Annotated in this window: 15 protein-coding genes; all 15 read right to left on the bottom strand. The window is 44.8% G+C overall.

Going from position 1 to position 17275, the window contains the following annotated elements:
• Positions 1-3 precede the first annotated feature (3 nt).
• Entirely contained in the window at positions 4-1143 is a 1140-nt protein-coding gene (locus ACOZB4_RS22285) for a glycosyltransferase (protein WP_379416406.1), read from the bottom strand.
• Complete coding sequence (locus ACOZB4_RS22290) at positions 1143-2339, bottom strand: glycosyltransferase family 4 protein (RefSeq protein WP_379416408.1); 1197 nt, start codon at positions 2337-2339, stop codon at positions 1143-1145. The genes ACOZB4_RS22285 and ACOZB4_RS22290 overlap by 1 nt, the downstream gene beginning before the upstream one ends.
• Positions 2336-3523, bottom strand: a complete 1188-nt coding sequence (locus ACOZB4_RS22295; protein WP_379416410.1) for a glycosyltransferase family 4 protein — start codon at positions 3521-3523, stop codon at positions 2336-2338. The genes ACOZB4_RS22290 and ACOZB4_RS22295 overlap by 4 nt, the downstream gene beginning before the upstream one ends.
• 77 nt (positions 3524-3600) lie before the next feature.
• Positions 3601-4710: a glycosyltransferase family 4 protein gene (locus ACOZB4_RS22300; protein ID WP_422759651.1), complete on the bottom strand. Its 1110-nt coding sequence runs from the start codon at positions 4708-4710 to the stop codon at positions 3601-3603.
• A 40-nt stretch (positions 4711-4750) separates the two neighbouring features.
• On the bottom strand, positions 4751-5848 hold the full coding sequence (locus ACOZB4_RS22305; RefSeq protein WP_379416415.1) for a glycosyltransferase family 4 protein: 1098 nt from the start codon (positions 5846-5848) through the stop codon (positions 4751-4753).
• Between the two features lie 30 nt (positions 5849-5878).
• Positions 5879-7222: a lipopolysaccharide biosynthesis protein gene (locus ACOZB4_RS22310; protein WP_379416417.1), complete on the bottom strand. Its 1344-nt coding sequence runs from the start codon at positions 7220-7222 to the stop codon at positions 5879-5881.
• A gap of 14 nt (positions 7223-7236) precedes the next feature.
• Positions 7237-8388, bottom strand: a complete 1152-nt coding sequence (locus tag ACOZB4_RS22315; protein ID WP_379416419.1) for a glycosyltransferase family 4 protein — start codon at positions 8386-8388, stop codon at positions 7237-7239.
• Positions 8385-9170 carry an SGNH/GDSL hydrolase family protein gene (locus ACOZB4_RS22320; protein ID WP_379416422.1) on the bottom strand — a complete coding sequence of 262 codons (786 nt, stop codon included), beginning with the start codon at positions 9168-9170 and terminating at the stop codon, positions 8385-8387. Before ACOZB4_RS22320 ends, ACOZB4_RS22315 begins: the two co-directional genes overlap by 4 nt.
• A gap of 1 nt (position 9171) precedes the next feature.
• The gene (locus ACOZB4_RS22325; RefSeq protein ID WP_379416424.1) at positions 9172-10596 is read right to left on the bottom strand and encodes an O-antigen ligase family protein; all 1425 of its coding nucleotides are present in this window, start codon (positions 10594-10596) and stop codon (positions 9172-9174) included.
• The gene (locus ACOZB4_RS22330) at positions 10575-11495 is read right to left on the bottom strand and encodes a glycosyltransferase family 2 protein (protein ID WP_379416427.1); all 921 of its coding nucleotides are present in this window, start codon (positions 11493-11495) and stop codon (positions 10575-10577) included. Before ACOZB4_RS22330 ends, ACOZB4_RS22325 begins: the two co-directional genes overlap by 22 nt.
• Positions 11496-11524: 29 nt before the next feature.
• Positions 11525-12223 carry a sugar transferase gene (locus ACOZB4_RS22335; RefSeq protein WP_098741463.1) on the bottom strand — a complete coding sequence of 233 codons (699 nt, stop codon included), beginning with the start codon at positions 12221-12223 and terminating at the stop codon, positions 11525-11527.
• A gap of 7 nt (positions 12224-12230) precedes the next feature.
• The gene (galU, locus tag ACOZB4_RS22340) at positions 12231-13127 is read right to left on the bottom strand and encodes a UTP--glucose-1-phosphate uridylyltransferase GalU (RefSeq protein ID WP_379416463.1); all 897 of its coding nucleotides are present in this window, start codon (positions 13125-13127) and stop codon (positions 12231-12233) included.
• A 295-nt stretch (positions 13128-13422) separates the two neighbouring features.
• Positions 13423-14064 carry a CpsD/CapB family tyrosine-protein kinase gene (locus tag ACOZB4_RS22345; protein WP_379416432.1) on the bottom strand — a complete coding sequence of 214 codons (642 nt, stop codon included), beginning with the start codon at positions 14062-14064 and terminating at the stop codon, positions 13423-13425.
• Positions 14045-14797 (bottom strand): YveK family protein, encoded by a 753-nt coding sequence (locus tag ACOZB4_RS22350; RefSeq protein WP_379416434.1) that lies wholly within the window; start codon positions 14795-14797, stop codon positions 14045-14047. Before ACOZB4_RS22350 ends, ACOZB4_RS22345 begins: the two co-directional genes overlap by 20 nt.
• A gap of 357 nt (positions 14798-15154) precedes the next feature.
• The gene (locus ACOZB4_RS22355; protein ID WP_379416436.1) at positions 15155-17122 is read right to left on the bottom strand and encodes a glycosyl hydrolase family 28-related protein; all 1968 of its coding nucleotides are present in this window, start codon (positions 17120-17122) and stop codon (positions 15155-15157) included.
• Between the last annotated feature and the right edge of the window lie 153 nt (positions 17123-17275).

Here is a 17275-nt window from a genome sequence, read left to right on the forward strand (position 1 = left end):
GATTTAATAGCTCCCTTCCATTTCCATAAGCTTAGCGTTGATCTCTCTTGCCCTGATTAGGCCATCGATGCTGGACTGCAGTCGTTTTACAAATACATCCTCGCTAAATTTCTCAGCATGCTCCCGAATACATTCCGAATCCCAATCATATTGGTCAAAGCGCCTAATCGTTTCGGAAAGCGAGTCTATCGATTGTTTGTCGAAAAACAGTCCGGTCCTCTCCGCTACGACCGTGTCCAAAGCTCCGCCTTCACGGTACGCAATGATCGGGCGACCGCATGCATTCACTTCAAGCGGTGTAATCCCAAAATCCTCAATCCCCGGAAAGATAAGCGCTTGGCAATGCTGCATATAGCGGACAACCTCTTCATCACTTTTTCTGCCGAGAAAAGTAATGGTATCACCTGCTAACTGCTCAAGCCTCTGTCGATCTGGTCCATCTCCAACGACGATCAGCCGCCGGCCTAGACGAGTGCAGGCCTCTACGGCGAGGTCAATTTTTTTGTAAGATACTAATCTGGAGACAACGAGAAAATAATCCTCCGGCTTCTCTTCATCGATGCTAAACCGACTAATTTCTACGGGGGGAAATATAACAGAGGCATTTATTCCATACCATTGCCTGATTCTCTGTTTCACGATGGTGGAGTTGGCAATAAGGTAATCCACCTGCTTGGAGTTGTCCTTATCCCATGCTTGAAGGGGGAAGGTGAACCATTTAGCAATCCGCTTCACGAGATTCGGCACTTGCACGCTATCCATATAGGCTTCAAAATTCCACGCAAAGCGCATGGGAGCATGGCAATAACATACGTGCACACTCTGATTTCCCTTCCTCACACCTTTCGCATAAGCACTGCTGGAGCTTAGAATAAGATCGTAGCCTTTTACGTTCATGGATCGAACAGCAAAAGGATACAGCCAGAAAAACAGTTTGAATTTGCTCAATATCCCAGGTATGCGCTGCATCCATGTGGTATAAATGACTGCATCCTTCAATTCGGGAAGCAGTTTATTCTCATCGACGATCGTCGTATAAATTGGAGCATCGGGAAACATCTTGTGGAATACAGCCACAACCCGTTCGGCTCCTCCCATCTGATTGAGGTAATCATGTACGATAGCCACTTTCAAATTCCGCATTATACAATCTCCTTTGCCCGCTGACGCTCTATCGATTCGACGCCGGGTCTCGCCAATAGCTCCTTATAGATCTGTTGAACATTATGAGATGTCTGCTTAATGGAGAACATCTCCCTTACTCTTTCCTGCCCATTTTGACTAAGTAAAGACCATACAGCCTTATCATCGAGCACCTGACGGATATACTGTGCGAGTTCATCTGTATTTCCGATTTCATACATGAACCCGCTCACCCCATGATCAATAATCTCAGGTACACCACCGCCCCTGGTTCCCACAACCGGAGTGCCTTGTGACATGGCTTCAATGATGACTCTGCCGAAAGGTTCATGGTCCGAACATAATAAAAGGAGATCTGCAGCACAGCAGATCTCCAATACATCTTCCCGGAATCCGGTGAATATGACTTTGTCTTCAAGGCCAAAAGCTTTAACCATCTCTTGCAATCTGACCAGATAACGTTCGTTCTCTTGCCTGAACTTGGCTTCCCCAACGATCCATAAAACCGCATTCCGTTCTCCACGAATAAGACTTGCGAATGCTTCTATGGCATCTTCTTGTCTCTTCCAGGGAGCAATTTGACCGATGATAGCCAGCACGTGTGCTTCCTGTGGTGTTTGTAATTCCGAACGGATATGCCCTTTAATCCTTTGTTTCTCTTCGTCATGAAAGCTCTTTAGCTCCACACCGTTATGTACAAGGTGGCACCGCTTAGCTACGGAAGGATGCTCCATACTTTGCAAGACAGATTCTGAAATACAGATCAGCGCTTTAGCTGTACTCCCTGCGAGTCTTTTGATTAAATTGCCTATATAACCTTGGGGAGGCATGTCTCGAATATGCCACACAACGGGTAGACGATGGTACCATCTGAATAGTCCAGCCATAATACCTGCTCGGATGGAATTCGCATGGATGAGATCCACTTGGCTTTTTTTCATGAGAAGAGCAAGCTTCCATCCTGCCCACAGCATCCCCATCACATAGACAACAAGCAGAAATGGATTTCTGGTCATTCGCGCCCTATAACTGGGTAGAGCAACAACCTCGATTCCTTGATTGCGTGCCTTCTGCAGCAGTTCCCCTTCGGGGGCAAATATAATCGGATGTGCCTCCGTTACATATTTTGCAGTTAACAAGAGACTGATCTCCGCACCACTTACCGTGCTTGTATGGTTATAAAAGGCGATTTTCATGTTCTGAATACCTTTCTTTTCTCAACTTCCTCCGTGAAAACAGCGGTCACCGCTTCCGCCACTCGACTCCATGTGTACCGATTCAATACATGTTCCCTGCACGCTTCTCGTGAAGGAAGGAATGAGTCTTTATTCAAAACATCAATGATTTTCTTGCTTATCGATTCAGCAGTACCGTCTTCAAACATCAAATCATCCGATACTTGATGCAAAATTTCCTTCGTTCCCCCATAAGGGGTTCCCAGTACCGGCGTACCACAGGCAAGAGACTCAACGGTAATAAGACCGAACCCCTCTAACGTGAGTGTCGGCACTAAACTGATATCAGCAGCCTGGTAGTACTCAACAAGCTCCTCATTTGAAATTCTGCCAAGCAGTTTCACATTGGGAGAAAGTCCAAGCCGAAGGATTAACGCTTCATACTCCGCCCGCATCGGTCCGTCTCCACCGATGAACAATCGGACCTCAGGGAATACTCGAACCACATCTACCATGGCATAAATCAGTCGGTCGATCCCCATCCTGCGAACCAATCTCCTGATACAGAAGAGTATAGGTTGATAGGGGGCGATGCCTAATCGCAGTCTTAATTCATTACGATCTGGATGCGGCCGAAAGCGATTATGATCCACTGCACCGGGTATGATATGTATTTTCCGCTCATCTACGCCGTAGGTTTCGGTCAATACATCACGAAAATATTCACTAAGTACAATGAAACTATCGGAACGGCGGTAGGTTAATTGCTCCACTTGCTTTTTGATCCAATACTTTGTATTTTTTATTGCACCCGCAGTTGACTTTTCCTCTACTCTGGATTCCATGGCCCATGGTCCATGGAAGTGTGTGACAATGGGAATATGCGCAGGGATATGGTTTCTTGTAACCATGGTTGTGTAAAACGCAAAATGTGGATTAAATACATCCGGACGAAAGCTTCGGACCGCTTGAACAGTATGCTTCTGTACCGATTTCATACGTGGAAGGAAGTGGTTGAAGCGAAGCTCGTGGGTTGCGTTATTGATGTTCCGGTCTGAAGGCAGCTCCACTCCTTTAGGAGCGACGACAAAGCCCTGTTCAGAATGTCCAAATTCTTTCATGGCTTTGGTGTAATCTGCAAAATAACGGTTTAAACCTCCATGCTGGATATCGATCCATCCCATTCCGGTTGAAAGCACATTCATGGTATCTCTCTTTTCTTAAAATGAATTAATAAAACATTGAGCTAAAGATATGGTAACAACTACACCACAGCTGAGCCTTATTTCTTTAAATGTTGAATTGCTTTCTGATAACATTCCAGCCGGTTTCTCGCTGCATTATCCCAAGTAAATACCTGTGCCGTACGGTATGCATTGTGGCGAAGGTGCCGCAATAATACCGGATCCTGAATCAACTTCTCCAGAGCAAGAATCATTTCGTCAACGTTTCGCTTCGGTATGACAAGAGCATCCATGCCATCCGTCACAATATCGGCCGGACCTGCCGTGTCCGTCGTGATTGGAGCAAGGCCGCAGGCCATGCATTCGATCAACGTTTTCCCAAATCCTTCCGATAGCGTTGGAAATAGCTTAATATGATATCCTTTTAACATGCTGGGTAACTCACTGTGTTTGTATGAGGGGATTACCTTAACCCTTTCTCTTACTCCCTCGTCGAAATCGGATAGCACGACTTCTTTCTCGCACCCTGTTCCCATAAAGGCCACCTCAACTTGAGGAAACTTGCCAAGAATAGCATTTAGGGCCTTGGTGCTGTAAGAAATACCCTTCCTATGAATGTAACTGCCTACCTGGGCAATTCGGATCACCGGCATGTTCTCTATCTCCATATCATCGAGCGGCAGATTTAACAAATAACTTGGTATCCCGTTAAAAATAGCGCTGATTTTGAACGTTTCTTTCCCCAGTTGATTCTGTACGAAAATTTTATCTTCGGAATTAAGAACAATCGAAAAGTCCGATCTTCTAAATGATTTCGATACCTCCCAAATCCGGTACCCGCCCCAGTAAATAAAATATTTTTTGCTAAGCGACAAATTGCCCAGCCGATTCTCTTCCAGTATTTCTTTATGAGCCAAGTGTTCAAGTCCATGACTGCTTGAGACGATAACAGGACGTTTTTTGAAATATGATAGTACCCAGCTGTCTCCGGAGGCAATATCCAGAAGGTCGTAATCTTTCCAGCTCGATAATTTCGACGCCAGCTTCCATGGAAAGATGATTTTATCCAGGATTCCGCCGTTAAACACTTTAAAGTCGTCCATGAAATAAGTATCTACGTGCACGCCTAGATTCCTTAAGGATTCCGCAATCGCCAATCTGGTTCCTGATACACCCGAGTTCATATTATGATTAGAATTTGCAATCATGGCTACTTTCACGGGATTCACTCCAATTATTCAATCGATTTTATTCCATTCCATTCATTTCTTCTCTCCGACTGCTCATTCGGTATTTGTCGCTCAGAAGATCCTCATAGATCCCTATCGTCTCTTTCGCAACACGCTCCACTTTATAAAAATCCAGCCCCTGCCTGGCAGATCTTTTGTATTTTTCACGGAGTTCCTCGTCGTTCAACATGTCTAAGATAGCCTCTGCCAGCTTATCCGGAGTTTTTGGTGGTACCAACATCCCCGAATCGCCGAAATCCAGCGCCTCAGGTATACCATCCACATCAGTTGCGATGATGGCGCAGCCCGATTCCCTAGCCTCGAGTAACACTAACGGAAACGGATCTTTATGGGAGGCCAAGACGAATACCTCAGACGAACTCATGTATTTTTTGGGGTCTGTCTGAAACCCCTCAAAGTGAATTCTGTTCCGGCTCGATGATTGCGTAGCCATTGTCTTGAATCGTTCTTTCTCCGGTCCGTCCCCCACAATATACAATTCCGATTCCGGACATTGCCCGGAGACAATATTAAATGCTTCGATAAGATCGGCTATGCCTTTGCGTTCATTCAACCCGGCAACTGTAACAATGGAACGCCCCTTGAGCGAGATCCCTTCCATTCGTTGATTTCTCTTGCTTCCGATCGTACCGTTAAGAACAACTCGAAGTTTTCTTTCGTTGACCCCCCGATTGGCCATCGATTTGGCTACCGCCTGACTTACTGCGATAACCGTATCACCTACTTTCATGTAATCGGCGCTCTTCTGAAATTCATTATGAACATGCGTAACGATCTTGTATTTACGGAACCCTTTGGAATACCGTGAGAGCAAAGCACCAGTCATCATGTGCGCATGAATAATATCCGGCTGGAACCGTCTGACGATGTTCTGAAAATGAAAAAAAGCCTGCAGCATTTGCATCGGCTTTCTCGTCTGATCCAGGTTATAATGCTCTATGTTATGTTGCCGCAACAAAGCTAAATATTCGCCGCCCTCAGATGCCACAGCTACCTTATGTCCCAGTATGGACTGCTCGCATGCCAGGTCGATCATAACATTCACAATTCCGTTCCCCGATTGTTTGATATGATTGGCAATATGCAAGATATTCAAATGATCACCTCTCCTTATGATTTGCCGCTATCACGTAGATTCCCTGCTGCGTGCTTTTTGTTTACGTATACGTTCAAGCAGCCAAAGGAAATCGCTTTTCGAAATGATCCAATGTTGAAAAGTAACTTTATGCTTTAAGGTATAGATCAGAAAAATAACCGTAATTTCTATCAATGATGTTGCAAGTAAGGATATCGCCGCGCCTTGAATTCCTAAAAGTGGAATGAATAGATTCATTAATATAATATTCATTCCAAGCGTAGTGATACGAATGATGGTTACCGATCCAGGTTTACCAATGGACATAAATCCTTGAGCAAGAATCCACGATATGCTGGTTACGGCCGTTTGAAAGATCAGAATTCGGAAAACCGTAACAGCCTCCAAAAACGATTTCCCGTACAAGAGAATCAGAAGATAAGGGGCGACCAGGTAAACGACTGCGCCTACTACAAAGGTTACGACCGTACTGATTCGAGTGACCTTAAAAGTCAAACTCAGAGCCTCTGCCTGCCGAAGCCCCGAGGCCTTAGGGAACAAGACCGAGGTAATGGCACCCTGAATCGTATTCAACATCTTCGCTAGGTTAAGGGACACGACATATAAGCCTAAACTGCTAGGAGACAATAAGCCGACGACTAGAATCTGATCGATGTATCCAGAAAAGGTTCCTGCCACATCCGTCCCATACGATCTGATCCCATACCCAAGCAGTTTCTTTCCAGACTCCATCTTGTTCTTCTGCTTCATCTTGTAATGAGAGATCAGTTTATACGTTGTCCATACGGCAATCGGAATGACTGGAAAGAGGTACGCAACCGATGTGAAGAAAGGCGTAACATGACCCGTTACAACAAGAACGCAGAGCAAGATTAATGTGCCAAGTACCGGAATGTATCGCATGAAATTATAGAGATGGTACTCTTCCCTAGATTGCAGGGCCGCTGTATTGACCGTTCCAATCATGGCAATGGGCGACATGACCAGTGCCCAAACTGCAAATTCAATCACTTCGTCGGAATACCCTTTCATCCAGTACGGAATGATCACGGCACCGATTCCCATAGCAGCACAGCCGAGCAGTACACACATGTACAACGCCGTTACATAAAGAGAACCCTGATTCCCATCCTTTTTTTTCATGTAATACACAAGTGCAGCTGGAATCCCCAGCGTTAAGGAGTAAGCTAAGAATCTGGGCCACATAATCATGGCAGCTTGTTCCCCTCGTCCCTCTGGGCCTAAGAAACGTGCGATTATTATCCCTGTCAACACGTTTAATCCAAGGATAAATACATTGGACGCAAATATTTGGACAACGTTTCCTAAACTGCCCCAATTCCTTCTTTGCTTCATTAAATTAGTGATAGCCATTCATTCTTATCCCTTCAGGCCTGGTTACCGGTCTTGAATTTTAAATTCGAAGTTTTATAAAACAGCTGCATGTATTTGCTGGACATAAGCTCCCAGGAGTTACTTTGCGCGTCCTCCCTTGCCCTCCGTGCCATCAATTCCAGCAACTCTCGGTCAGAACTTAGGTCCCTAAGCGCCTGTATTAATGCAGAGGTATCGTCAGGGTCCTCGATGATGACGGCAGATTGATTGGACAGAAGTTCAACGGCTCCGCAGCGATTGCTTGTGATTACCGGCAATCCGGAGGCCATAGCCTCCAATATAACGAGCGAAAACGGCTCGTACCTCGAAGGAAAAATAAATAAATCTGCTAGGGACATCATATCTGCTACGTCCTGCCGGTATCCCAGGAAATGAACACGGTCGCTAATTCCCAATTCTTGTGCTAGCTGGGGATATGGACTTTTCTCGGTATATCCAAGTACGATGAGCTCGATATCCTCAACCTTGGCCAGGGCTGCCAACACCGTATCCAAATTTTTTCGTTTGGACTTCAAATCCCCAGCAAACAGCGCGTAGGTTCGCTCAACTGCCAAGTTAAAATCGGCTCGATTCACTGTTCGCGGGTAGAACTCGTTCAGGTCAACACCGTTGGAAACTACGGAGATACGGTGTGCTTGTATATAGGCATCCTGCACCAGCTCCTCCTTGACCTGTTCCGATACCGCTACAATTTGCCTTGTTTGCTGTAGGGCAAGACGTTCCAATAAGGCATTTAGACCGTTATAAATGAACTGGTACAAGCTTCTTGCATTTTTTTGCTCCCGGAAAGGATGATACTTAGACCTTATCCATGCACTATGAACAAAATGAATGCAGTTAATGTCAGAGCGGGCGTAAGTAATAAAACCATTCACAACAACGAGATCTATTCCTCTCTGATGCGTCCATATCCAGATCGCGGAGTACAACGCGAACCACTGATACTTGAGCAGCATAGTTGGAATCCAGCTTGTTCCTATCTTTACCCATGTGATTTGCGGATGAGCTCTGAGCTCCTCTGATAACTCTGAGGATATTATGATAACGTCATGTCTTTCCTTCACGGCTTCGGCAATGACCTCATAATTGACTCTTCCCTGTCCGTCTCCTTTCTTCACCTTGTGTGTAACGAAACAGATCTTCATCGGCTTACCTCTCTCAAAACTTGGTTATATCCCAATAGCGAATATTGGACGATAGTCTCCATGAGTGCCTCGGCAATTTTTTCATGACCTTTCTCGTTCGGATGGAAGCGATCTTTGAAATAATCGCTCCATTGATGGAGTTGTCTTGAAGAGTCACACATAAAAACTCGTTTCGTCGACCTGCTGTCTTCGTAAATATCTTCTAATACCAATCGATATTCCCGCATCGAAGCGGAAGACCCCGGAAAGTATTTCTCTTCAATATCTCCAGGAGCGAGAAATATGATTTTAGTATGTTTGTTGCGATTAAGCATGTTTAGAATAAACCCCGTTGTGTGCAGTTTAAAATCATCTATACGCATCCATGGCTTGCCGCCAAAAGCTTTAATAAGAGCAACCTTTACTCTCCACCTTAATCCAGACTCCAACATTTCCAGCCATCTTCTGGACCTCCGTGTCGAATAGTATGGTCTCGGATCCATCCATCCGGGCTTTCTCCACCTCTTCGGCATGAACCTGAGATAATGTTTGTGCTCTCTCACGATAGATTCTGTAATTCCGTGGGCAAACACGATAATATCAGGTTGTAATTCCAACAATTTATTTTCGTACTTCATTCTGGTTTCGTGAACCTGCATGGCACTAGCTCCAAAATTCATGATTTCTATCGGTCGTGAACTCAAGGACTGCAGTTTCTTCTGTAATAGGTTTGCATAAGTCTTCCCAGACCTACTGACACCGAGTCCCTGTGTAATGGAATCGCCTAAAAATACGACTAACATTTCATATTCCCTCCCGATTTGAGGACGTTGGCACATATGCAAGCGAAATGATCAGCAACAAAATAAACCCGCTAAATCCACTCAAAATATTGCTTGCCATTAATAGAAATAGAACTGCGCTGATGGCTGCAAAGGAAAGCGGGGAATAGACCTTTTCGGTCCTGCTCGACTTATAGAGATACACAAAGAGATAAACCAATAAAATAACAACCGCTAACCCCAATGGCAACCCAAAAGTATAAAATATGTTCAAGTACCCGTTATCAAACGCCACCAGCGTGTCTGAATTTTGTGTTAATTTCGCTCCAAGTCCCGAGCTCCCGAGCCCCATTCCAACGGGATTAGCCATAACTGCCGAGAATATATGGGTGGAAAAATGGAGCCGCTCATTAAATGAGTGATCATCTTCCAGGGAACCAAATGTATCGACCCGGGAAGTCACTTGACTCGAACCCGGCAGAACAGGAAGTACAAACTGATAGGCAAGCACAATGACGATCCCCAGCATAAGCAGTTGCATTTTGCTCTTTAGATGGGAACGGATAAAGTAGGCAACAACCATAACAGCATAAGCAATCCAACCTACACGAACCAGCGTTAGAAGGAGGGCGAAAGCCACGATCAAGATTCCAACTACTCCGAACGCTCTCCATCTCTTTTGTACCGTCATGACAGCAAGCGCTAGAGAAAGAAACACACCCGCTGGCCCAGGCGAATTCAACAGTGAAAACACGCGAAATTTTTGAGGTTCTGGAAGGCCTATTGATTTCATCTCGGAGCTGATCATCCAAAATTTATCCCAGGGAGGAAGAGCCAGGTATTGATAAATCCCATATGCGGCAACGATAACGGCAAGATACCCCAAGCTTCTAAGCCATTTATCTCGGACATCCTGATCGAAGCGGCATACATTGACGTAAGCCAGGACCAAGAATGGAACAACATAATTCAATAGATCAAAAACGGATGAAAATCCATATTTCAGGAACCCAACACCAAATCCATAAATCAGGGCAACACCCATGATTTTCAGGAGTAACCCGATTCTTCTTTCCAATTGCTTGATATTCTTGATAATCGGGATTAACATAACCAGGCTTATACAATATGGAATTAGCGAGATAATGGAGGTGTTGGTGTAGGACTGAAATGACCAATCGAGCAATCTCCTCATTTCAGGGCTCATAACCCACATCAAGAGCGAGTATGGTACCAATGCATGGGGGCATTTAAAGTAAATGTGCAGCGCCATCATCACACTAAGAAAAAGCAGCGTAAATTCTAGGAGTCTTATATGGAGCGATCCGATTGAGCCAACAATTCCAACCATGGCTCCAAGAACAATGACACACGCCAGCACTAAGAGGCGATAAAACAATCGTCCCATAGCGGTTCGCGTACCACTTATTCCAAAGATTCTCTCCATGTTCTCCAACCATCCCATCTGCCTTTAAAGGCCAACCTTACTTTTTTCAACGCCATGTTTTTTTGAAGGGGTAATAGTCGTATACATTGGAAGACACCAGGTGTAGCTTTGCTCCCTACGGTAACCACCCAAAATAAATATAGCGCGCGGTTGATCATGCCCACATGCTTTAACACTGAGTAAGTTTCATTATGTACCGCATTTATAAAGGCGGTCTCATTGAAGTCGTTCCGCTGATCCTCGTCAAATCGTTCAGCCGGAAAATGATCAACACATACTTGAGGATCATATATCAATTTCCAGCCCTTCTTCTTAACGGCCAAACTAAACTCTAGTTCGTTATGGACTTGAGCACCTGTTCCCTTCAATTTCTCGTCAAACCTCAATCCTTGAATAGCCTCTCTTCGAAAACTCATATTGGCGCCTTTCAGAATATCAACTTCCCGAACCTCTCCTATACCTACGTGATGATTCCCGATGATTCGCCCGTAAGGTTTGATAATGCCAACCTGTCTTTTCCCGGCCGGAATAGGGGTACCCCGGAAATGCACGACGTCCCTACCCCCAACACCTCCTATATCAGGTTTCGAAAGATAATGATGTTCCAGCTTTTCAAGCCAATCGGCATGGGGAACCGTGTCGTCATCAGTTAATACCACTATCGTGCCAGTGCTTTGCTGAGTTCCGGCATTCAATGCAGCGATCACACCGGTTTGTTCAATGAGCACCATTTTAACGTTCTTAATATTCATCAAGGAAAGATGCTGCAATGTCTGATGATCCGTATTTCTTATAATAAGAATGATTTCGTCAGGGTACCTTGTCTGCCGCTGAATTCCTTCCAGGCATTTATGAAGAGCTTCTACCCGTTTATAAGTCGGAATGATGATGCTAATCATTATGTTCATTCTCAAGACACTCCATCATTTTAATAGGCCGAATTCGGAAATATCATAACTTTTACTGTTCGGAACATGACCTTCATATCCAGCCAAATTCCTCGACGTTCGATATATTCCAAATCCAAAGCCAGCATTTCATGAAAACTTAAGTTATTTCGTCCACTCACCTGCCACAAGCCCGTACAACCGGGGCTTACCTTCAATCGCAGCTTATCATAACTGCTGTACTGCATTACTTCTCTAGGCAATGCCGGCCTTGGACCTACCAATGACATCTCTCCGCGAACGACATTCCATAGCTGCGGCAACTCATCGATACTCGTCTTGCGAATGAACTTCCCAATTTTTGTAATCCGAGGATCTTCCCTCATCTTAAACATGGCACCATTAATTTCATTCTGTTCAAGCAGCTTATCAAGCAACTCCTCTGCGTTAGACACCATGGAGCGAAACTTGTACATTCGAAACGGCCTTTCGTTTTTTCCGACACGAGTTTGATAAAAAAAAACAGACCCCTTGGGGTCTTCAAGCTTTATAAGTATAGATATGATTAGAAAGAGTGGCGATAGCAACACAAGTCCAAAAAGTGCGAAAACAAAGTCCATCCCTCTCTTCACCGTCAGATACAGGATTTTGGATTTTTGATCTTCCACAGCATATTGTGCATATTTGGAGGATCCTTCTAAAACAGCGTCTGCTTCGTTCCGTTGCGGACTGGGGTACATCTTTCGTTCACCTCATTAGTGATTTATTTTGCTCAAGTGCTCTCTCAAGAATCGTCTCCATACCTTGAAGCAGCGGTTTGCGAAGCTCATCATTTTGCAACGCAAAGTCAAGGGTAGTCATTATAAAACCAAGCTTTTCGCCAACATCATACCGTGTCCCTTCAAAATCGTAAGCAAATACGCCCTGGGTCTCGTTCAGTCTTTGTATCGCATCTGTCAGCTGAATTTCTCCACCGGCTCCTTCCTCTTGATTCTCAAGAAACCCAAAAATTTCAGGAGTTAATATGTATCTTCCCATAATTGCCAGACGAGATGGCGCTTGGCCAGTTGGTGGTTTCTCGACAAAATAATCCACTTGATATAATCGGTCCATTCTCTCCAGAGGGGCGACGATGCCGTAACGATGCGTCTGTTCGTGAGGAACGATTTGCACCCCGATCACAGATTTCTGCATCTGTTCAAACTGCTGTGCCAACTGTTGAATGCATGGTGTTTGGGATTGCACAATATCATCCCCAAGTAGCACGGCGAACGGCTCATTGCCAATGAAATTGCGGGCGCACCATACAGCATGCCCAAGTCCACGAGCTTCTTTCTGGCGTATGTAGTGAATATCAACATTAGAGGATCGACGTACTTCGTCAAGTAAATTGAACTTACCCTTACTGAACAAGTTATGTTCAAGCTCGAAGGCGTGGTCAAAATGGTCTTCAATGGCCCGTTTGCCTTTGCCCGTCACAATGATAATGTCCTCGATCCCTGATGCTACCGCTTCCTCGACGATGTATTGAATGGTGGGCTTATCTACTATCGGGAGCATTTCTTTCGGCATTGCCTTCGTTGCAGGCAAGAACCGCGTACCCAACCCTGCTGCAGGGATAATTGCTTTTTTCACTTTCTTCATCATCCATTCACTCTCCAACTCTATTTATAATATGGTTACAAATCCCTGAAACAGTGACTTTTTAGCAGAAGGACTTAGCTATGCCCTCTTCGGTTTGAAAAGGACATAACTAATACTTCTAATAAGGGCATTCAACCCGTCCTCACATCACACCCTCGACAATGATGTCTAAGGTCTCCTGGGAGACCCACAGCGTGACCGAGTGTCTACAGTGATATAGGTACAGTAGACATTACCTTCTGATTCTGGTTTGACAGCCTTTTTATGATGAAGTGAGCAGCCCATTATTCAAAGCCTAGATGACCCGATTTAGAACAATACCGAGCATCCGGGCGTTTACATGATCCAGCTGTTCCTTCGCCTTTTTGAGATGGTCTTTTTTCACCTTTCCAGCAGCAGCTACCATAATGACACCATCACACAAAGAACCTACAATCACGCTGTCGGACACCGAAAGCACGGAAGGTGTATCAACGAGTATGACATCATATTGATCTTTCAATTGACTCAATAACTCCCGCATACCCGATGAATCAATTAATTCTGATGGGTTAGCAGGAACTGGGCCCGAAGGGAGAAGAGATAAATGCTCAATCGTTGTCTCCTGTATGGCATCCTGAATACTAACGTGACCCGTCAGTAGTGTACTCAAACCTTGATGATTCAATTGGGAGAAAACACGGTGTAATGAAGGTTTACGCATATCCGCATCAATCAAGAGCACCTTCTTGCCTTCCTGCGCGTATGTCACAGCCAAATTGCTTATTGTTGTGGTTTTACCTTCTCCGGGCTGGGATGATGTAACCATAACCGTCTTTAATTCCTGATCTTTGGAGAAAAATGGAATTTTCGTTCGAAGGAGGCGATATACTTCCGAAACCTGCGATTTCGGGTTATGGGACACAACAAGACTTATGTCATTGATTGAGTGTCGCATATTGATTCTCACCTACCTTTTGTTTTTGAGCGGCTTTCACTCTCGCGGATTTCCGCAGGTCACCTTTGCTAACCTTACCTACCACTGCAAGTACAGGAACATTCATAATCTCCACAATTTCGGCTTCGCTCTCGAGCGTATCGTCAAGATAATCCAAAAGAAATACAAATCCGATCGCCAGTATGAGCGAAACGACAAAACTGATCAGCATGTTCATGAATGGGTTGAAATTGATCGGGGCAGGAGTAACAGTTACATCTGCCTCACTTAATATCGTGATATTATCCACATTCATGATGTTCGGAATTTGCTCCTTGAACACGGTTGAGACACCATTAACAACCTTCGCTGCCTTGGTATAGGAAGTATCCTGATATACCAGGTTCATGACTTGCGAATTGTTGGCGGAGGTAACGGAAATCTTCGCTGCCAGCTGGGCGGGACTCTCTCCCAATTCCGGATATTTCTCAACCACCTTATTCATAACAGCGGATGACTTGATAATCTCCTTATAAGAATTAATTAGAAATATACTGGTCTGGATGGTACTTGCATTCAGGGTAGCTGCTCCATCTCCTGACGATTGGTTAACAATAAGCTTAGCGTTTGCTGCATAGATGGGTGTCGTAAAATAGAAACTTTTAACACCTGCAACTGCCATTGCGATAATGACAATAACCGCGATTAACCACCATTTCTTCTGAACAATTCGAAAATACTGTTTAAGTTCCATGCCGTCGCTGCCCCCTGTTAATTCTGAATTTATTTATTGGTTGTATTGGAATCCTTTCGGGTAAGATGACATCCTTGTCTTCAAGCTTGGTTGATACAATTCGTATACAATTTATATTCCATAATTTACGATACACTTTGTATCATGTCAAGGTTAATTTTCATGTATTTCCAGGAATAAAGACACAAATTGTATCAACAAAAAGACGAACATTTCATTGTTAGCGCTTACTATTTATTAAGATTCCATGGTTTCAACCTTGGGGGCAGCTGTCATCTCCTCCAATAAAAACAGCTCGTTGATAAGGCTATCAACGAGCCGTTCCCTGGGGGCACTGCTATGAAGTAGGGCCTGACGTCATGCTTGCGTAATTTGCAAACTGCCATTGGCAATCGAGAGACGGTACCTAGCATTGGTTACGGAATCTGTTAAAATGATGCCTTTTCCGGATCCGCTGATTTCAAGTGAATCGGTTATATAGCTATGAGGATGCGGAGAATAGGAACCGATATGATCCCAAGTTACCATAACTCCTGCAATATAAGTCTCGCCCGATTTCGGAATAAACCCTATGCTGAAATCATGCAGCAATCCCGTTTTGCTTGCCATTTCCCTCCCCCGATGATGTTTCCAACTCTTCGTCCTCCATGTCACGGCATCGTTAAAAATATACTCTGCGTTCTGAGCTGAAATGCGGCCAATCGACTTATACAGGGAACCACTTTCATATTCTGTTTCCAATATGAAATATTGCATTGCAAGGTTTCTGTTTGCGTCCCCCTGGTAGGGTAAGGCCGAAGCATTGAATTTAATTTTTACGCTTGGAGAATGCACTCCATCAGGCGTCACCTTCAAAATGACAGGCTGGTTACCAATCACCTGTTTCATCTCATTTGAAATGGGAACCGGTATCTGATCTGCCGTGACAAGACTGAGAGAGCCGCCGTTTGACACCGTCCAATTGGAGAGCATCTCCGGATTCAAAAGCAAATTCGGCGCTGAAACCGGCATAAGCGCTCGATGCTCTCTTTCTTCCATACGTGCTCGTAAGTCAACTGTTTTATAAAGAGGAGTTACTTTCCTTCGGATAACCGTATCCGGGATGACCAAACCACACAGATCAGACTCCTTGTCACCCGTCAATGTATCGATATACGCCGAGCCGGTAGCTCCGGGAGCAGAGGATTTTCTTAACGCTCCAAGATCATCATTGAATGTGACAGGAGCCGTAATCGTCCCGAACCAAGCCGCATACTGCTGCTTCTCGCCGGGCACTTTCAGTTCATCCGGTAACGGAAACTCCCAGTTTCCCAAGTTCCCGGAATACGTTGGCACCGACCAGGAGAATCCAAAGCCAAACATCCGAAAATTAGAGGTTGCGGATTTCGTCAGCAATTTGATAGCGGCTTCTCCACATTGTTCAAACTGAGCGCTGGTGTAGATACCGCTTAATCCTCGGACCGAGGAGGCCTGATTGTACTCATCAAGTCCGCTGTCAATGCATTGATAGATGGCATAAGGCGAGAAGCCAAGATGCGTCCGGTGCAAGTGGGCATCAAAACCACCGCGATGACCTGCATTTAACAAGGTGCCTAGCATGATTCCACAGAACGCACCAGATACTCCTCCACCCTGATAAAAATAATCTCCGGAATTAATTCGACAGTACACACCTATTAATCCGTTCCAGGTGCAATCGTACGAATAAACATGGCCATTTGTGCTGTTAAGCAGCTGACCGACTTTTACGCCCGAGGTTCTGACATTTCTGAAAATAGGTGTTGCTTTACCCGCCACTTCTATTGCAGCGGTTCCCACAGCAAACATGCTATAGCTGCTTTGGTCAAACCGGTCTTTATTCACCCAGGCCGCAAGGTTTCTGGAGTTGTAATCGGCAGTACCGGTAACCGCAAAATCCTCAAAAACGGCCTTGTCGCCGGAACTGCGTATTCTAATACAAGGAAGCAGATCTGTTGACATGTCTACCGGATCCCAAATGATTCTAGATCCCATTTCCCCACTATCCACATAAGGAGCGATGCCGAATATCCCTCGACTGTTATTCTCTATGGTTTGCCTGATTCGATAGGTACCAGCCGGCACAAACATCTTATACCGCTTTTCGCACACACTCATAGCTGCCTGAAAAGCCGCGGTATCATCAGCTTCCCCGTCTCCGACTGCTCCAAACCACTTAACGTTGATGCCATGACTCTTCATTTCCTCATCCAACATAATAAAATTGGAACTTAGCTCTTCAGGAAGTATTGGATCTGTAGGTGACCATGCATTCATCTTCATATAATTCGTTTGCTGTTTCGCCATACTGATCTCCTCCTTGCTAACTAGTGGCAAAAACTATTCCGTAAACGTTTAGCAAAGATGCCACTCAAGACAGTAACCTTACTCCTTTATCAAAACGGGCCATTATTAATCTTGAAATAAATCTACAGCTGCTATAATATACAACCTTAGTTA

Origin of the sequence: Paenibacillus sp. NPDC058898 (genome assembly GCF_049316025.1) — a bacterium.
GTDB lineage: Bacteria > Bacillota > Bacilli > Paenibacillales > Paenibacillaceae > Paenibacillus_AQ.

Excerpts from the sequence above, each read along its gene's own strand:
- ACOZB4_RS22330 (WP_379416427.1), bottom strand. The coding sequence starts at position 11,495 with ATGATTAGCATCATCATTCCGACTTATAAACGGGTAGAAGCTCTTCAT.
- galU (WP_379416463.1), bottom strand. The coding sequence starts at position 13,127 with ATGAAGAAAGTGAAAAAAGCAATTATCCCTGCAGCAGGGTTGGGTACG.
- ACOZB4_RS22355 (WP_379416436.1), bottom strand. The coding sequence starts at position 17,122 with ATGGCGAAACAGCAAACGAATTATATGAAGATGAATGCATGGTCACCT.
- ACOZB4_RS22315 (WP_379416419.1), bottom strand. The coding sequence starts at position 8,388 with ATGAAGATCTGTTTCGTTACACACAAGGTGAAGAAAGGAGACGGACAG.
- ACOZB4_RS22320 (WP_379416422.1), bottom strand. The coding sequence starts at position 9,170 with ATGTTAGTCGTATTTTTAGGCGATTCCATTACACAGGGACTCGGTGTC.
- ACOZB4_RS22335 (WP_098741463.1), bottom strand. The coding sequence starts at position 12,223 with ATGTACCCCAGTCCGCAACGGAACGAAGCAGACGCTGTTTTAGAAGGA.
- ACOZB4_RS22300 (WP_422759651.1), bottom strand. The coding sequence starts at position 4,710 with ATGATTGCAAATTCTAATCATAATATGAACTCGGGTGTATCAGGAACC.
- ACOZB4_RS22345 (WP_379416432.1), bottom strand. The coding sequence starts at position 14,064 with ATGCGACACTCAATCAATGACATAAGTCTTGTTGTGTCCCATAACCCG.
- ACOZB4_RS22295 (WP_379416410.1), bottom strand. The coding sequence starts at position 3,523 with ATGAATGTGCTTTCAACCGGAATGGGATGGATCGATATCCAGCATGGA.
- ACOZB4_RS22350 (WP_379416434.1), bottom strand. The coding sequence starts at position 14,797 with ATGGAACTTAAACAGTATTTTCGAATTGTTCAGAAGAAATGGTGGTTA.
- ACOZB4_RS22310 (WP_379416417.1), bottom strand. The coding sequence starts at position 7,222 with ATGGCTATCACTAATTTAATGAAGCAAAGAAGGAATTGGGGCAGTTTA.
- ACOZB4_RS22285 (WP_379416406.1), bottom strand. The coding sequence starts at position 1,143 with ATGCGGAATTTGAAAGTGGCTATCGTACATGATTACCTCAATCAGATG.
- ACOZB4_RS22290 (WP_379416408.1), bottom strand. The coding sequence starts at position 2,339 with ATGAAAATCGCCTTTTATAACCATACAAGCACGGTAAGTGGTGCGGAG.
- ACOZB4_RS22325 (WP_379416424.1), bottom strand. The coding sequence starts at position 10,596 with ATGGAGAGAATCTTTGGAATAAGTGGTACGCGAACCGCTATGGGACGA.